The following is a 17327-nucleotide window of genomic DNA, read 5'->3' as shown; positions in this document are numbered from 1 at the left end:
TCCGCTCCAATCAACAGGTTTTAAAATCAACAGTATACTTTAACATAGCCATAAAAAAACCAACTCCATGTGAACGAGTTGGTTTCATTTTGCCAAAGACATCTAATTTCTATGAGATGTCTTTTATTACATCCCAACGTAAGCAGAGATGGCAGCAAACACAGCTGCAATAATCCACAAAATTGGGAATATTTTTAGCATTAATTTGAGCCATTGACCAAAACTGATTCTGGCAATCGCTAAGCCAGCTAATAATACCCCGTTTGTTGGAGAAATAATATTCGTTAAGCCATTACCGAATTGATAGGCGGTAACAGCCGCTTCTCCATGAATCCCCATTAGATTCGCCAATGGAGCCATAACAGGCATTGTTAACGAAGCCTCACCAGATGAGGATGGGACGAAAAACGTAATAATATTGTGAACCAATAGCATGATGGTAGTAAAAGCAAACTTTGGCAGCCCCCCCATCATGGAAGCCAATGAATTTAATATAGTATCAATAATCATTCCATTTTCAGCAATAACCAAAATACCGCGGGCAAGTCCAATAATGACAGCCGCATAAACAAATTCGCTACAGCCTTGAACAAAGTTTTCAGCCAATTCCTTTTGGTTCATTTTTGCCACAATACCTGCAAATAAACCTAACCCCACAAATACCGCACCTATTTCGGTCATGTACCAGCCGTGTGAAAGAATACCCCATATAATGAGTGCAAGAGCGACGCCAAATCCAGATAAAATAATTTTATCACGAACAGAAAAACAAACGACTTGCTCCACTTCTTCTTTTATAAATTGAGATCGATTTTCTAAATCGTTCTTATACACAACTGACTTCTCTGGATTTTTTCTAACGCGGGCTGCGTACCACATCGTAAAGCCAATTGAAACGCCCGTAAACACAATCCATTCAATAAACCGCAGCCATAATTGCGGATTACCCTTAATGCCGGAAACTCCTTGTGCAATCAGAACAGAAAATGGATTAAGCGTTGAACCCACATATCCAATTTGAGTACCTAAAAATAGGATTAAGATGGCTGTAATCGAATCAAATTTTAGGACAAACATAAGGGATATAAAAATGGCATAGAGCGGAATAGTTTCCTCGCTCATTCCAAAAGTTGAACCGCCCAAACTGAAAAGGATCATAGCAATCGGAATGACAAAAATTCCTTTATTTTGTAGCTTGTTTGATAAGGCAATCAGGCCTCTGTCAATAGCACCCGTCTTTAAAATAATTCCAAAGGCTCCACCAACAATTAATACAAAGGCTACTACGTCTGCAGCATTGATAACACCCTCCATTGGGGCACTTAGTATTCCTGTGATCCCTTGACGCAAATCACCTGCATCACTTACCTTTGGAATCGTATGAAATGTTCCCGGTACGATGACACTTCTTGTTGAGCCATCTACGGTCACATCTTTCCGGTCAAAATGTCCGCTTGGCAAAATCCATGTTAGTAGGGCTACGATGATAATAATCAAAAAAATAAGTGAATAACTATGAGGCAGGGTCCACTTTTTCCGTTCTTTTGCCAGCTTTGCTACCATTTTAGCTTCCATTACTAGTCCCTCATTTCCCAATTAAATGACGTCCCTAAAACGTATTATCAAGAGACATAAAACATCCTGTTTTTCATTGGAAATAGCTATACGTGAATCTTTTCCTTGGTTAAATCATAAACAATATCCCCATCGACCATTGTCAAAATCGCTCTGGCATTTCTTACTTCAGAGGCAGGAGTTTCAAATAAATTCCGGTCAAAAACGGCAATATCTGCATATTTGCCCTCTTCGATGGAACCTGTTTTGTCCTCCATAAAATGATGCCTTGCCCCATTAATCGTCCATGCCTTCAACATTTCAGCAATCGGCATTCCTCGTTCAGGGTGCCATCCACCCTCAGGTGAGCCATCTGGAAAAAGTCGCTTAGATGCAGCATAGATCGAATCTGGAACACTCGTGATAAACAGAGGTAAATCTGTCCCCGCAGTAATCGTAATCCCTGCGTCTAACATCGCCCTATAATCATAAAAACGGGATTCTTTCTCCACTCCTACCACATCGGCCATATACGATTCTTTATAAGAAGGATTCAGCAATAAGATCTGTGCATAAATTTCTGCAAAAATCTGATTCTCTCCCATGCGTTTTAAATCTTCGGGATGCGGAAACTCTAAGTCACTAATCGAATGGCGCGCATCACGGTATCCATTGATCTTCCTGCATTTTTCTAAAATGGTAACAGCCTGACGGATCGCAGCATCCCCCTCTACCGTTAAACAGCATTTCAAGCCATGACGGTCAGCCTCTACTACCCAATCTTCAATTCTCTCATAATCAACTTCTCGTAAATTTCTAACATCCGCCATATCTGCATATGGCTCTAACATATCACCGGTATGATCCGCTACAACCCCATCTACCATTATTTTGTATCCTTGAAAACGCAGATGATCATGTTGATATTGCTGCTGATAGGCTTTTCCTACTTCAATATTAAGTGGCTGCAACACAGGTTCCAGAACAAAATGAACCCTGATTGGCAGTTGTTCCTCATTAGATAATTCTTTTAAAACAGGCAGCAAATCGTACTCGTCAAAACCGATATCCTTTATCGAGGTAACTCCCCTAGAAGCTAACAGCTGACAAAACTGAAGGAACTCTTCCCTTACTTTCTCTTTTTCTTTCAGCATATCTTTTAATAATGCTCCACGATCCTCAGCACTGCATTGATCAGGAGTAAATCCATACTGATCAATGGCCCTTTGATTCATCCAACACCAATTTTTTGTACGATTAATAGCAATCACCGGTCTGTCCGGAAAAACTTCATCCAATAGACTTTGTTCAGGAATACACCCAAAGCTTTCCTTATCCCAGCTAAATCCATAAAGATTCTCAGTAGGACCCATTCCCTTAGAATACTCTTTTAATAGAGTAACAGCTTCATTTACAGATGTGACCTTCGACATATCCAGACCACGATTCATGGACATATATCCGGTAAAGAATACATGATTATCGTGAATTCCCGGCATTATGAGCTGATCGTCAAACTGGTACACCTTCGTTTTCGGACCAATCCAGTGCCATTGCTCGTTTTGATGACCAACTGCAACAATTTTTTTATCCTTAACAGCAATAAACCCGGCAAACGGGTTATCTTCTTTCCCTGAAAAAATAACATTAGAAACTAGCACAGTATCGGCATTTAAATGGCTAGTAGGCATCCATGCACCTTCATTCTCACACAATTTTTAATAGCGTTTTCATTTTTTCATAGTAACCACCGTTATAACGTCCACAATACGTCATAACGGTGGGTAAAGAATCTCTTTTACAACGTAAATTGATAGCGATCCCCAATAATAAACTGTTTCCCTACATGAACAGGCATGCCATGTTGATCGTGAATAATGGTATTCATGAAGAACAACGCTTTTCCAATGGAAGTTTCAAGCAACTGGGCCTTTTCTTCATCAGCCACTTCAATTTCCAGTGTCGTATTCCCAGACTTTACAGGATCTATGCCATACTTCTCCCGTAATAAATCATACAATGAACCTTCCAGTGACTCATCCATTAAAAAATGAAATCGATTATATGGATAATAGTTATTCTCCAGCATCAACGGGTGATCACCTGCATATCTAATCCTTTGGATATAGATGACTTTTTCATCTGGTTCAAGATTTAGCACCTTTTTAAGTGCTGAATCCGGTTCCATCATTTCCTTCTTAGTCACAACACTATGAGACGATAAACCGTTTGCCGTGCAGGTTGCAGTAAATCCCATTACATGTTTGATCTTACGATCAATTTTCGAATGACTGACAAAGGTCCCAATCCCATGTCGCTTCACTAAGTATCCTTCCTTCACAAGCTCTTCCACTGCTTTGCGGACGGTAACTCGGCTCACCTTGTATTGATCCATTAATTCCGTTTCGTTTGGGATTTTCCCCCCTTGCTTAAATGTTTCATTTAAGATCGCAGACTGAATGGCTTTTTTAATTTGCATATATAATGGTTCTTGCTGATTGACGTACAACTTTTTCTCCCCCCACATTTTTTTCCCTTTATGTAGAAAGAGTATCAAACGTTTTACGATATCACAAGCCGTTCAAACCAATTATTAATAGGACACCCCAAACCCAAAAGAACCTTCAACAAGGCAGCTATTGGCTGCAAACACCGCCGCTTCCTTCATTGCCTGTGCAATGTCAGGATGTTGAATATAGTGAAGCAAAAATGCCGTAATGAAAGAATCTCCAGCTCCCATTGTATCTACTGGTTTAACATACTCCGGAGACTGATAATAGTACTCTTTTCCATCATAGGCAACGGTGCGATCACTTCCGCGGGTCGCTATGAGAATTTGGCCATTCTTAGAAAAGTTGCTTTTTAAAAATTCCTTTGTCTCCTGTTCAGATAAATGACTGCAGGAAAAAAAGGCAAAGTCCACAAAATGAATATATTGATCGATTTGCTCCTGTTGAAAATCATCGGAAAAGTCAAAGGATAAAGGCACCTGAAGGCTATTCAGTTGTTCCAATAAATGTCCGGTATGACTGTACAAACCTGTATGGACCAACAAACAATCTTGTAAATACTCCATATCTTCATTCGTTAGTTCCAACAAATGTTCACGAGTTACACCGCCATCATTGCTGCCAAGAAAAACACGATCTCCATCCTCAAGAGTGACACGGGCGCATCCATTTTCTCCACTGAAATGTCTGCATCTGGATATGTCAATGTGCAATTCTTTTAGCACATTTTCTACATGTTCCGCTTCCCGGTCATCACCAAATGTCCCGATAAATGCGGAATCAGCCCCTAATTTTTTCGCAAATACACTAAAGTTAAGGGCATTGCCTCCAGGATACATGGTTTTAATATGAACATATTTATCTACAACATTATCTCCAATTCCAATAACCTTTACCATTTGACTGTCACCTCGTTTTAGTATGCAACTTTTCCCATATACCGACGTGTTTCCAATGGATGATTCCGTACATCAGCTAGTGCCTGGCGATATACGCACATAATACTATAGAAGAGAATGGGATTAAAATATTCAACAACCTCATCCGCGATCGTATTAATTCCCAATTCTTTTGCATCAACAACTTCAACTTTTTCTGCATATTGATCAAGGAATGTTTTGGCACGTAAATCCAAGGCACGTGTTCTGCCCTCATTGACCAACAATATAAATGGAGTTTCTTTGTCTGTTACCTCAAAAGGCCCATGGAAGTATTCCCCGGAATGGATCGATGCCGCATGAAGCCATTGCATTTCCATTAAAGAGCAAATCGCAAAACCGTAGGCATGGCCATAAGATGCCCCACTTGAAAGGATATAAAATAATTCCTCATTTTGATATTGGTTGGCAAACTCCTTTGTTCTAGCAGCTACCAACTGCTCTCCCTTTTTAATGATTCCATTAATTTTTTCAATTCCATTTTGGAAGGCTTCATAGTGCGAATATCCTTCAGTCAATGTGAGAACCTCAACCGCCAATTGCAGAATAATGGCCATTGGGTTATTTTTGACATCACTTTCTGCTCCCCATTCATATATAAACGCATGATCGGAATATTCCAGCAATGAGGCTTCTTTATTATGTGTCAAACCGATGGTGTGGGCTCCATGCTCCTTGGCTACCTTCGCTGCTGCCACGGATTCCGGTGTGTTCCCTCCATGTGAGCAAACCATCACAAGAGAATCTTGATTTAACCGTTTTGGTGTTGCATGAACAAACTCATTTGCTGTAAAAAGACCTGTGACCACTTTTCTGGCTTCGGACTCAAGAAAGTATTTTGTGGGATACATATCGACTAACGAGCCGCCACACGCCACCAAGTAAACTTCCGTAATCCCTTCTTTCGTTGCTGAAATCATCTCATTTACCACTTTTGCAACATTCATTTCTGCCACTCCTCTACTAAGACGTATTAAAGACGTATTACTGTTATGTATTTAATATAACCGTTTTCATTTTTAGATTCAATAGGAATCTTTTATTTTTTTTACTAGATTGAAAAATAAATCCTGTCTGAATTGAAGCTGGCTTTCGGACTGCTACTCTACTTTCTCCTGCCTTCATTTAATTTACCAAGATGTCTGGATTGCCATTTCTAAATCCTTCCAAACGCGTGAACTCTAGCAAAGTCAATGAGTAGAGGTGATAGAGAATTCCTTCTTCGGGCACCGCCGGGCCTATAAGACGTGCCTCTGTCCCAACACTTCTCTTCTTCGGACACCGCTGAGCCTATCAGGCGTGTTCTTGTCCGAACATCTCACTTCTTCGGACACCGCCGAGCCTATAAGACCTGTTCGTGTCCGAACATTTACCTTCTTCGGACACCGTCGGGCCTATAAGACCTGTTCTTGTCCGAACATTTACCTTCTTCGGACACCGCCGAGCCTATAAGACGAATTCTTGTCCGAACACCTCCCCTCTTCAGACACCGTCGGGCCTATAAGGCGTGTTCGTGTCCGAACACCTCCCTTCTTCAGACATCGTCGGGCCTATAAGGCGTGCCTCTAGCCCAACCCCTCCCTTCCTTTGACATAACTATTCAAAAAAACGGACGAAGTCGCATCAACAGACCCCCATTTCAACCTTCGCCCCCCCAATAAATTCACCAACCAAAAATATTCAAATTTTTCAATATATATAAAGTATTTAAGTGGCAAACCAAAAAAAAGTATGGTAAAATGAAACCAATTAAAAGGGCCATGTGTGACTGGCGAAACGCGGATCACCGCGAGGGAGCACATGGTGTCGAAGCCGTTCGCCTGGGCAGAGGTAAGGGAGTGATTCCCTTACCTCTTTCTGTTTATTAAAGGAGGAAAAAGAATGAGTACAATTACGCTGGAAAAAGTAAAAACCATCAAAACCCTTAACAGCATTGCAGAACGAGGCCTAAAAATCTTCAATAAGGACGGCTTTAAAATTGACAACGACCATGAAAATCCGGATGCCATCCTAGTTCGCAGCTTCAATATGCACAGTACTGAATTCGGAGCCAATTTAAAAGCAATCGCAAGAGCAGGTGCGGGTGTCAATAATATTCCCGTAGATCGATGCACAGAGCAAGGTATCGTGGTGTTTAATACTCCGGGTGCCAATGCCAACGCTGTTAAAGAACTAGTTTTAACTACACTAATCGCCTCTTCCCGCAACCTTTTTGACGGTGTTGCCTGGACCACTTCACTTCAAGGTGAAGGTGACCAAATTCCCAAGCTCGTGGAAGCTGGTAAAAAACAGTTCGTTGGAAAAGAAATTAAAGGGAAAACATTAGGGGTTATTGGTTTAGGGGCCATTGGTGCTCTTGTCGCAAACCATGCGCTTGATCTCGATATGGACGTCATCGGATTTGATCCCTTTATTTCTGTCGATACGGCTTGGAATTTATCCCGTAATGTTCAGCGGGCCATGACCATTGAACAGCTATTTGCAGAATCTGATTATATTACTGTCCACGTGCCGTTAACCGGAGATACGAAAGGAATGTTTAACGAAGCAACTTTCAGCATCATGAAGCCAGATGTCTATATTTTAAACTTCTCGCGTGGTGAGCTTGTTAATGAATCAGACATGGCCACTGCCCTTGAGAACGGGAAGGTTGGAAAGTATATCACCGATTTTCCGAATGAAAATGTGCTAAAAATGAAAAATGCCTTTCCGATTCCACACCTTGGTGCCTCTACTCAGGAGTCAGAGGAAAACTGCGCAATCATGGCGGCCCGTCAGGTGAAGGAATTTTTAGAGACAGGTAATATTAGAAACTCTGTGAATTTCCCAAATGTTAGTCTTCCTTATACTGGAAAGCCACGAGTGGTGGCCTTTCATAAAAATGTTCCAAACATGGTTGGACAAATTACATCGGCGATCTCCAGTTACGATCTAAACATTGCAGATATGGTTAACAAAAGCCGTGGAGAATATGCCTATACAATGATTGACATTGATGATAAAGTAAATGGAGATGTTATTCCTGCTTTAGAGAGTAAAATTAAACAAATCTCAGGTATCGTTATCACTCGTATCATATAAAAATGAAGCAATATATAAAAGTGGAAGCCAAGTCCAGTCGGCTCCCACTTTTATTTGTATAATGATACTTTTTAATAGTAGCAAGATTTTAATAAGGCAATAAAGATAGGATCTACTCCAGTAAAAACTATTCTTTTATTAATGGAAAATATTTATAATTTTAATAGATTACATGTTAGAGGAGAATTTTAGAGTGAAAGTATTGATCACAGGTTATGGTATAAAGGCACCGAAAATTCAATCCGTTTCAGATTTTAAAGATGTACTGGAACATGGTAAGATTATTTTAGAAATGATTGAGTTTAATCATGGACTTCAGCTAGTTTGCGGGAAAATTGATGCAGACTTAACAGCGCTTTGTCCCAAAGTATTGAAAAGATACCCCAGAACAGCACAAATGGTGATTGGAGCTGCTCATGATGCAATCGAGATGGCTCACCTAATAAATAGATTGCAAGACAAAAGAGTTGGCGTTATTATAGGAACTTCGGGTGGGAATATTACTGAGGTTGAAAAGTGGAGCGTGAAACTTCAAAAAAACAATCAAATTTCTCCATTATCTATCGGGAATATGAATGCAAACGCTTTATCAACCGCTGTGAGTTCGTTTTTTGATTTGCATGGCATGTCTTTAACTTTATGCAACAGCTGCACCGCAAGCACAGACGCGATCAATTTAGGAAAAACTTTGATTGAGGCTGGCCAATTTGATATTTGTATAGTCGGAGGAGTAGAAAGTACATTAACAGATGTCGTGGTTCAGGGATTTTCTAAACTTCGGCTCACATCAAGGGAAACGGATCCAGCAGTGGCCGGCGGCCCTTTTTCTGATGATAGCGGCTTTGTTTTATCGGAAGGTGCGGGGGTTCTTGTGCTCGAAAGTGAACATTCAGCTCAAAGCCGAAATGTCATTGCTAAAGGCTGGCTTGAGGGAGCCTATATGAACCAGGATGGAATCTCGATTTACCATTCTGATTCCTCAGGTGCCAGGATGATTGAGGCATTGCGACAATGTCTAAATGGACAAGTTCCGGACTATATTAACAGCCAGGCTCTTGGAATAAAAGAGAATGACACCGTAGAAACCATTGTACATAGAACATTGTTCGGACATTCCGTTCCCATCACTTCTATTAAAGGAATGACCGGGCATTACCTCGGTGCAACGGGAGCTATACAAGCTATTTCCAGCTTAATCAGTATTGAACATCAGTTTATTCCTCCAACGATAAAATGTAATTTGAATAATTATCCGGATCTCCCCATCGTGACAGAAACAAAATATGAAGAAGTGAATAAAGTTGCCATCACCTCTCATGGCTATGGCGGCAATAATTCATGTATCTTACTTTCAAAATTGTAGAAGGACTGTTTCCATTGGATTTTATTTTACTGGTTTCTATTTCGCTCATACCCTTTTTCTGCGGGCTTATTATCCTTTTTGCGCATAAAATGGCCATATCAAGGTATTTTTCTTATTTTTTATTTCTATTATCTGTATGGCAAATGGATGTTGCCATTTTGTATGCAGGGGATTTTCTATCGGAGAAAGCAATTGAAATGCTGTTTAGAATATTCCGCTTTGGTCCAATTATGATTATGCCTTTGTTATACTTTGTTGCCTTCTACATCTTCAAAACAGAAATGGCTGATAAGAATGTGAAGAGCTACTATAAATGGTTATTTTCTAAGAGTTATTTTACCTTTTTTTTGCTTTTTAGCTTTCTCGTATATGGTTTCAATCTAACTCGTTTTGGGGTTGTCAAACTTTACCAGATCCAGCCTTATCCATCTTTTCCTGTTCACTTTATCCCCACCTACGGGGAATTAAATCTTACGTTTCTTATTAATATTTTATTGGTCTTTGTCCAATCCTTTTTAATTCTGTTTATTTGTCATCAGCTCTCAGACAAAAAATTGTCGAGATTTTATCGTTCACTTGTTTTCGCTTCATTATTTATCTATATTAATGGAATTTTAAGTGGATATTTGGTGTTCCCTTTATTTTTTTCAGTGTTAAATTCATTTTTTGCTGCATTCATTCTAGTTGTCACCTATTTTATCTTGCAAAATGCAATCATTAAAACAGTTAACCAGGAATTAGAAGAGGAAAGAAACTTCCTAGAAATTATCCTTAATATTTATCCGAACTATCTTTATGTCAAAAATAATAAGGATGAGTTTGTCCTTGTAAATGAGAAATTTGCACAACTCTGTCATAAGAAACCTTACGAGTTGATAGGTTTAAAAGGCTCTGAGATTATCGAACGATATCTATCAATGGAGAAAAAGCATGACTCCAATGAAGTGGTCTTCTATAGTAATGGGGAACAATTGATTACTGAATGGAATTCGCTCTCGATCTCGTTTAAAGGAAACCATGACCACACTTTGTGCCTTGGCACCGATATTACGATGAGAAAAAAAGACGAAGAAATGCTGGTGAAATCAGAAAACTTGAGAGTACTGGGTGAAATGGCTGCAGGAATTGCTCACGAAATTAGGAATCCACTTACTTCAATAAAAGGCTTCATTAAATTATTAGATCAGAGCATATTGAACACGAACGAGAAATATTACTTAACCATTATTTCGGATGAAATTGACCGCATTAATGAGGTAGTAGGAGAACTGCTTTTTATTGCAAAACCACAGGCCACTTTTAAAAATGAAAAAGTCGTATTGATCAATAAAGTGATTCATGATGTGAAAATTCTAATCGATACAACAGCACTTCTTCTCCAGGTGTCTATCGAGATTCAAACAAAAGCTAACATAGAAACCCGCTCAATAGAAGAAAAGCAACTGAAGCAAGTACTGATTAACATTGTAAAAAATTCCTTGGAAGCCGTATCAAAAGGTGGAAAAATTAGAGTTAAATCTGAACGAATTGGCCAGAAAAAATTTAGAATTCGAATCATTGATAATGGTGAAGGCATACCAAAACCGATACTCAAAAAATTAGGGGAACCTTTTTATACAACCAAAGAGCGAGGGACCGGTTTGGGACTCACCGTTTGCTTTAAAATTATCAGAGAAAATAATGGAGATATTTTTATTAGAAGTAAAAAGGGGCTAGGAACCATCGTTGACCTAGTTTTACCAGAGTAATAGTGAGGGTAATGTTCTAGCCCCCTGTATGTTAACGAATGAACATACTAGGGGGCTAGCATCTATTAAGGATGACTCCTAAGCGGATACTCTTATCCGTTTCTCTCCTCTTTTTCTACTTGAATATAAAGTAAATAATAAAACAAACCAAATCGGTGTCAGCAATAAAGCCGGGCGTGTTGCATCTGCAAACAGCATAATAATAAGAATAAACGCAAACAACGCAAGAACGGCGTAATTCACAAATGGTGTAAACGGTGCTTTAAACTTGGATTTTGCCTGCAAATCCGGACGAGTCTTTTTATACTTTACGTGACATATGAGGATGACACCCCAAACCCAAATAAAACAAATGGCACTAATCGTGGTTACAATGCCAAAGGCCTGTTCCGGAATCAGTTTGCTTAAAAGCGCTCCCCCTGAAAGGACTAGAGTAGATACCAATAGCGCGTTGCCTGGCACATGATTTTTATTCAACTTTGAAAAATAAGCCGGCCCTTGTTCATTTTTACTTAAATTAAAAAGAATTCGACTTGTTGAAAACATTCCACTGTTACAAGCAGATGCTGCTGAAGTTAACACCACAAAGTTAATAATACCTGCGGCAACCGGAATTCCCACTAGGCTAAATGTTTTAACAAAAGGACTTTCTGACGCATTCAGTTGCGTCCATGGGTTAATACATAAAAGCACTATCAGGGCACCCACATAGAAGAACAGAATTCGTAAAGGTATTTTATTAATGGCGGAAGGGATATTTTTTTCAGGATTAGACGTTTCCGCAGCCGATACCCCCACTAATTCCACACCTACAAAGGCAAAGACAACCATTTGGAAGGATAGTAAGAACCCTGAAACCCCGTTTGGAAAAAGCCCGCCATGCTCCCATAAGTTTTTAATAGAAACGGCACCTGCATCCGTTTTGAAGCCCATTACCAGCAAGATGACTCCAATGCCAATTAATGCGAGGATCGTAATGACCTTTATTAAAGCAAACCAAAACTCTAATTCTCCAAAAAGCTTAACGGTTAATAGATTAAGTCCAAATAGAATCAATAAACAAACGATGGCAGGAACCCATTGTGGAATCTGAAACCAATATCGTACATATACACCAACCGCAATAACATCTGCCATAGCCGTCATAATCCAACAAAACCAATACGTCCAACCTGTTACGAAAGCAGCCCGCGGTCCGAGATAGTCTTCAGCAATGTCTGTAAACGATTGATAGCCTGCCTTAGACAACAAGAGTTCTCCCAGTGCCCTCATGACAAAAAAACAGGCAATCCCCACAATTAAATAAGCAAACATAATGGACGGTCCCGCCAATTGAATGGCTTTCCCGGACCCTAGGAATAACCCGGTACCAATGGTTCCTCCAATCGCGATTAATTGAACATGACGATTCGCTAAATTCCTTTTTAACTCTTGCTGTGCCAATGTGAACTCCTCCTTGTGAATGAATGAGCAATAAATATAACCCTATAAAAAAAAGAGATTGGATGTCCTCCAATCTCATGGTCATAAGAATAATAAATAATAGATGCTATACTGCCCATTGGTAGCATAACAAATACATATTCAGTACTCTTCTGTCCTTTTGCCTGAGATTGTGAACCCTTCGGCGCCGCGGATACCCCGCGGTCTCTCCAGAAGCCGCTCCTGCTATAGTGTGATCCATAGCAATCATAGCTTGCTAATATTGAATTTTTTAATAGAGCAAATTATTGTTAAATAATTTTTAATTTTAGTAGTATTTAAATACTTTGTCAACAAAATATTTTTCCCAACATCATTTTTAGATAAAGAGACTGCTTAGTTTTTTAAATTTTATTAACAACTTACCTACTTAGGGTGACAGGCACTCAAAAATCCAGTATATTGGAGCTAAACTTTACGGAATTTTTATTCTAAATTAAAGGTAGGCTTTTTATGGAATCAACGGACCAAATGGATCATGTTTATCAACAACTGAGCCAGTTTCTTAAAATGCATCACAAAGAATTCATTGATTTATGGGAAGAACAGATCATCGTACATAATGACAAAGATGATATTGACTTGATTAGACGCAACGGTTCTATCATGTACGAATTTATATCAAAATCATTCGTAAAACAATTATCAGATGACCAAATTCAAACATTAGCTTACAAAATTGCCAAGCAACGGGTCGATGCGGAGATCAACATTGGGGAATTTGTTTATAATGTTAATCTTGGACGAAGTCTTATTGTAAAATGCGCAAACCTTTCTGGAATCGAGATTGAAAAATTACAGCTCATCATTGATCAAATCAATCGACGGTTTGATTTATTCTGTTATCATGCTGTTTCCAGATACACAGAATTGAAAGATAAAAAACTGCAGGAACAAAACCTTTATATTTCCCAAACACATAAGGATCGACTGGCTATTCTTGGACAAATGTCCTCTTGCTTTGTACATGAATTTCGAAACCCGTTAACCTCTGTAATGGGATTTATAAAGCTACTAAAAGATGATTATCCCAAATTACCATACTTAGACATTGTAAGCAAGGAACTTGAAGAACTTAAGTTTAGAATTACCCAGTTCCTGCATACCTCAAGAATGAACACAGTTAACGAAAGTAAGATGGGTGAAATCACCATAAAATTTATTTTAGAAGAAGTGCTTGATTTTCTATATCCAAGCATTATCGATGGTAAAATCAAAGTAACTACCAAGATAGACCCCAAAATAAAGATAATCGGCGATCAAAATGAATTAAAGCAAGTGTTTCTAAACCTATTAATGAATGCTGTCGATGCTGTAAGGGAAGATGAAAAACAAAGGAAAATTGGCATAAATACAGAGGTGGACAGTGAACACATCAAGATTGTCATCTCTAATAACGGACCTACCATAAATGCCGATGAAGTAGCCTATATTTTCGAACCATTTTACACCACAAAGAAATTAGGTACGGGAATTGGCCTATTCGTATGTAAGAACATCATAGAAAAACATAACGGAAAAATTCATTGTCTATCTAACAATGATCTAACTACCTTTGAAATCACGTTACCCATAAATAAATCAGTTTGCGAAGAAATGGCTTCCCCAACTAAATAGCCTATCCTTTAGTTGGGGACCCGCTAAATGCGTACCTCTACAGGGATGAGTTCTTACATCCAGAACTCCCCTTTTCGTCAATATTATCCCCTGCATATTATTCATTTTTTACCCATTCTTCAATAATCTTAAAATTCAAAGCTGTTTTTTTAATGATTAAAAGAAAGCGCAATCAAATAAAGATTATGTTATAATAATTTTCGAAAAACCAGTTTTGCCTAATATGAACAACATAGTATTGAAAGAGGAAGGAATGAGGATGAAATGAGTAACGGAATTTTCAAGATCCCAACACCTACAAATGAGCCTGGCAATTCATATGCTCCTGGCACAAAGGAACGGGAAACGTTAAAAGCGGAATTAAAACGCCAATCTGAAATCGTTGTCGATATTCCAGTTATTATTAATGGGGAAAATATAAAGACAGATACAGTGAAGCAAGTAGTGATGCCGCATGATCATCAACATGTTCTAGCAAACTATTCGCAAGCTGGGGAAAAGGAATTACGGGATGCAGTAGAAGCGGCAATGGCTGCAAAAGAATCATGGGAAAATACACCATGGGAACACCGCGCTGCTATTTTCTTAAAAGCGGCTGATTTAATCTCAGGTCCATATCGTGACATCATGAATGCTGCTACGATGTTAGGACAATCCAAAACAGCTATTCAAGCAGAAATCGACTCTGCACAAGAATTAGTAGATTTCTTACGCTTTGGCGTAGATTATGCTAATCAAATATATCAAATTCAACCGGACAGTATGAAGAATGTTTGGAATCGTTTAGATTACCGTGCATTAGATGGTTTTGTATTGGCCATCTCTCCATTTAACTTTACAGCTATTGGCGGGAACTTACCATCAGCACCTGCTATGATGGGGAATGTTGTCGTTTGGAAACCAGCAACCACTTCAATCCTAGCAAACTACTACTTTATGCGTATTTTAGAAGAAGCTGGATTACCAAAAGGAGTCATCAACTTCGTACCATCTCGTGGTTCGCAAGTATCAGAAGTCGTATTAACAGACCCACGTATGGCTGGATTCCATTTTACCGGTTCAACAGCTACATTCCAAACCATTTGGAAAACGGTTGGCGAAAATATTGCAAACTATAAATCTTATCCTCGTTTAGTTGGGGAAACAGGTGGTAAAGACTTTGTATTTGCCCACGAAACAGCAAAAGCGGACAAAGTAGTAGCCAACCTCGTTCGTGGTGCATTTGAATACCAAGGTCAAAAATGTTCAGCTGCTTCTCGCGCTTACATCCCAGCAAGCATGTGGGAAGAAGTGAAAGCAGGCCTATTGGAAGAAACAGCGAAGCTTAAAGTCGGAGATGTTCGTAACTTTACAAACTTCATGGGTGCGGTTATTGATAAACCTGCTTTTGACTCGATTACAAGCTACATCGACTATGCTGCAGCTTCTGAAGAAGCAGAAATCATTGCTGGTGGCACGTACGATGATTCCGTTGGTTACTTCGTTCAACCGACCATCATTGTAACGACTAATCCAAACTTCAAAACAATGGTTGAAGAAATCTTTGGACCAGTATTAACTATTTATGTATACGAAAATGACCAATTAGAAGAAACATTGGATTCATTAGATACAGCTTCCATGTATGCTCTAACGGGTGCCATTTTCGCTCAGGATCGTCATGCGATTATGCACTTAGAGCGTCGCTTATCCGGAGCTGCCGGAAACTTCTATATCAACGATAAACCAACTGGCGCCATGATTAACCAACAGCCATTTGGCGGTTCTCGTGGATCTGGCACAAACGATAAAGCAGGCTCTGTTTTCAACATGATTCGTTGGACCAGCCCTCGTGTCATTAAAGAAAACTTTGCCCCAACTTCAGAGGTAGCCTATCCGTTTATGGATGAGGAATAATATGAAAGAGGTTGAAACTCTCGGGTTTCAGCCTCTTTTTTTATTGCTCTCGCCGGATATTTAACAGAATTTTCACACCTTTTTTCACCATTTTTTTATAAAATGGACTTATCCATGTCGAAAGGAAGTGTCCAATGATACTTAAAAGTAGAACTGAATCAGAAGAGTTATTAAAAATGCGATCCTTAAACACGCGGATGGAGTTGACGCAAGAAGAGAAGTTCCATTATTACAACCTGGAAAAGGGTTATGAGGGTGAGGTAAAATTTGATCGGATGTCAGAAAGTCTTCAAGAAGAAAGATTGATCCTCAATGATTTGCTGCTTAAAATAAACAATTCCTATTTTCAAATTGATACAACCCTCATTTCACAGGAAGTTATTCGCCTGCTGGATATTAAAAATTTTGAAGGCGACTTTTGCTTGGAAAAGGACAGGTTTTACTCTGTAAAAACCGGCCGAGAATATAAAAATCCAATTATACAATTACACAAATGTGCTTCTCAATTCCGCCAACTCCTCCAATACCTTAAGCTCAATTACCTTGTAGAGGCCTCCGTTATATTCATTAATCCCGAATTTACTCTATACAACGCGCAAATCGACCACCCTATTATTCTTCCCAATCAGGTTAACCGATTTTTAAGTAGTATTAATAATACATCCTCTAATTTGAATGATGGGCACAAAGAACTGGCCAAACAATTAATATCAGTACATCAAACGAAAAATCCATTTTCACATGTACCAAACTATCAATATGATCAGTTAAAAAAGAACATATATTGTAAATTTTGTAGGTCCTTTTCGGTCTCTTTACAAAACCATATTTTTGTCTGTGGGAAATGTGGAGGTCATGAAACTGTTGAAGATGCCATTCTACGCAATGTCAGGGAATTTAAGCTGCTATTTCCTGAACAAAAGATTACTACTACAACCATTTATGAATGGTGCAATACCGATTTAACAAAAAAGACATTTTGTAGGGTATTAAAGAAACACTTCACCTCGTTTGGAAAAACTAGTGATTCCTATTATATATAATTTTTCGTGTTTGAAACACGGTATATCTATTTCGGACATAATCACGCTTATTTGGGATGGCCCTGTCCGAAGGTGCCTCGGCTTCGGACTCTTCC

General features: G+C 39.0%; 12 protein-coding genes and 2 riboswitches. Of the genes, 6 read left to right on the top strand and 6 right to left on the bottom strand.

Going from position 1 to position 17327, the window contains the following annotated elements:
* Positions 1-126: 126 nt before the first annotated feature.
* From V7083_RS14490 to V7083_RS14470, 5 genes are all read right to left on the bottom strand, one after another.
* Positions 127-1575: a YfcC family protein gene (locus tag V7083_RS14490; protein ID WP_335478966.1), complete on the bottom strand. Its 1449-nt coding sequence runs from the start codon at positions 1573-1575 to the stop codon at positions 127-129.
* Positions 1576-1661: 86 nt separating this feature from the next.
* Positions 1662-3245 carry an amidohydrolase gene (locus V7083_RS14485; RefSeq protein ID WP_335478964.1) on the bottom strand — a complete coding sequence of 528 codons (1584 nt, stop codon included), beginning with the start codon at positions 3243-3245 and terminating at the stop codon, positions 1662-1664.
* A gap of 107 nt (positions 3246-3352) precedes the next feature.
* Positions 3353-4063: a GntR family transcriptional regulator gene (locus V7083_RS14480; protein ID WP_335478962.1), complete on the bottom strand. Its 711-nt coding sequence runs from the start codon at positions 4061-4063 to the stop codon at positions 3353-3355.
* Positions 4064-4147: 84 nt separating this feature from the next.
* Positions 4148-4963, bottom strand: coding sequence for a fructoselysine 6-kinase (locus tag V7083_RS14475; RefSeq protein ID WP_335478960.1), 816 nt, complete (start codon positions 4961-4963; stop codon positions 4148-4150).
* Between the two features lie 17 nt (positions 4964-4980).
* A complete protein-coding gene (locus V7083_RS14470) occupies positions 4981-5949 on the bottom strand; it encodes an SIS domain-containing protein (RefSeq protein WP_335478958.1) in 969 nt (322 codons plus the stop codon).
* Between the two features lie 807 nt (positions 5950-6756).
* A riboswitch (ZMP/ZTP riboswitch) is annotated at positions 6757-6835 on the top strand.
* A 48-nt stretch (positions 6836-6883) separates the two neighbouring features.
* Between V7083_RS14470 and V7083_RS14465 the strand changes: the two genes are divergently transcribed.
* The 3 genes from V7083_RS14465 to V7083_RS14455 all read left to right on the top strand — a co-directional run bounded on the left by V7083_RS14465 (position 6884) and on the right by V7083_RS14455 (position 11194).
* Positions 6884-8083, top strand: a complete 1200-nt coding sequence (locus tag V7083_RS14465) for a phosphoglycerate dehydrogenase (RefSeq protein WP_335478956.1) — start codon at positions 6884-6886, stop codon at positions 8081-8083.
* A gap of 193 nt (positions 8084-8276) precedes the next feature.
* Positions 8277-9446: a beta-ketoacyl synthase N-terminal-like domain-containing protein gene (locus tag V7083_RS14460; protein WP_335478953.1), complete on the top strand. Its 1170-nt coding sequence runs from the start codon at positions 8277-8279 to the stop codon at positions 9444-9446.
* Positions 9422-11194, top strand: coding sequence for an ATP-binding protein (locus V7083_RS14455; protein WP_335478951.1), 1773 nt, complete (start codon positions 9422-9424; stop codon positions 11192-11194). Before V7083_RS14460 ends, V7083_RS14455 begins: the two co-directional genes overlap by 25 nt.
* A gap of 78 nt (positions 11195-11272) precedes the next feature.
* Here V7083_RS14455 and V7083_RS14450 read toward each other — a convergent pair whose 3' ends face one another.
* A complete protein-coding gene (locus V7083_RS14450) occupies positions 11273-12637 on the bottom strand; it encodes an amino acid permease (protein ID WP_335478949.1) in 1365 nt (454 codons plus the stop codon).
* Positions 12638-12779: 142 nt separating this feature from the next.
* Positions 12780-12860, bottom strand: a riboswitch (glycine riboswitch).
* A gap of 269 nt (positions 12861-13129) precedes the next feature.
* Between V7083_RS14450 and V7083_RS14445 the strand changes: the two genes are divergently transcribed.
* The 3 genes from V7083_RS14445 to V7083_RS14435 all read left to right on the top strand — a co-directional run bounded on the left by V7083_RS14445 (position 13130) and on the right by V7083_RS14435 (position 17232).
* Positions 13130-14293 (top strand): histidine kinase N-terminal domain-containing protein, encoded by a 1164-nt coding sequence (locus V7083_RS14445; RefSeq protein WP_335478946.1) that lies wholly within the window; start codon positions 13130-13132, stop codon positions 14291-14293.
* A 264-nt stretch (positions 14294-14557) separates the two neighbouring features.
* Entirely contained in the window at positions 14558-16189 is a 1632-nt protein-coding gene (pruA, locus tag V7083_RS14440; protein WP_335478944.1) for an L-glutamate gamma-semialdehyde dehydrogenase, read from the top strand.
* Between the two features lie 134 nt (positions 16190-16323).
* On the top strand, positions 16324-17232 hold the full coding sequence (locus V7083_RS14435) for a nuclease-related domain-containing protein (protein WP_335478942.1): 909 nt from the start codon (positions 16324-16326) through the stop codon (positions 17230-17232).
* The last annotated feature ends 95 nt before the right edge of the window (positions 17233-17327 follow it).

The organism is Bacillus sp. JJ1764, assembly GCF_036962145.1.
Lineage (GTDB): Bacteria > Bacillota > Bacilli > Bacillales > Cytobacillaceae > Neobacillus.
Note: the sequence above shows the minus strand (reverse complement) of the source record. Positions and strands in the feature narration are given on the sequence as shown.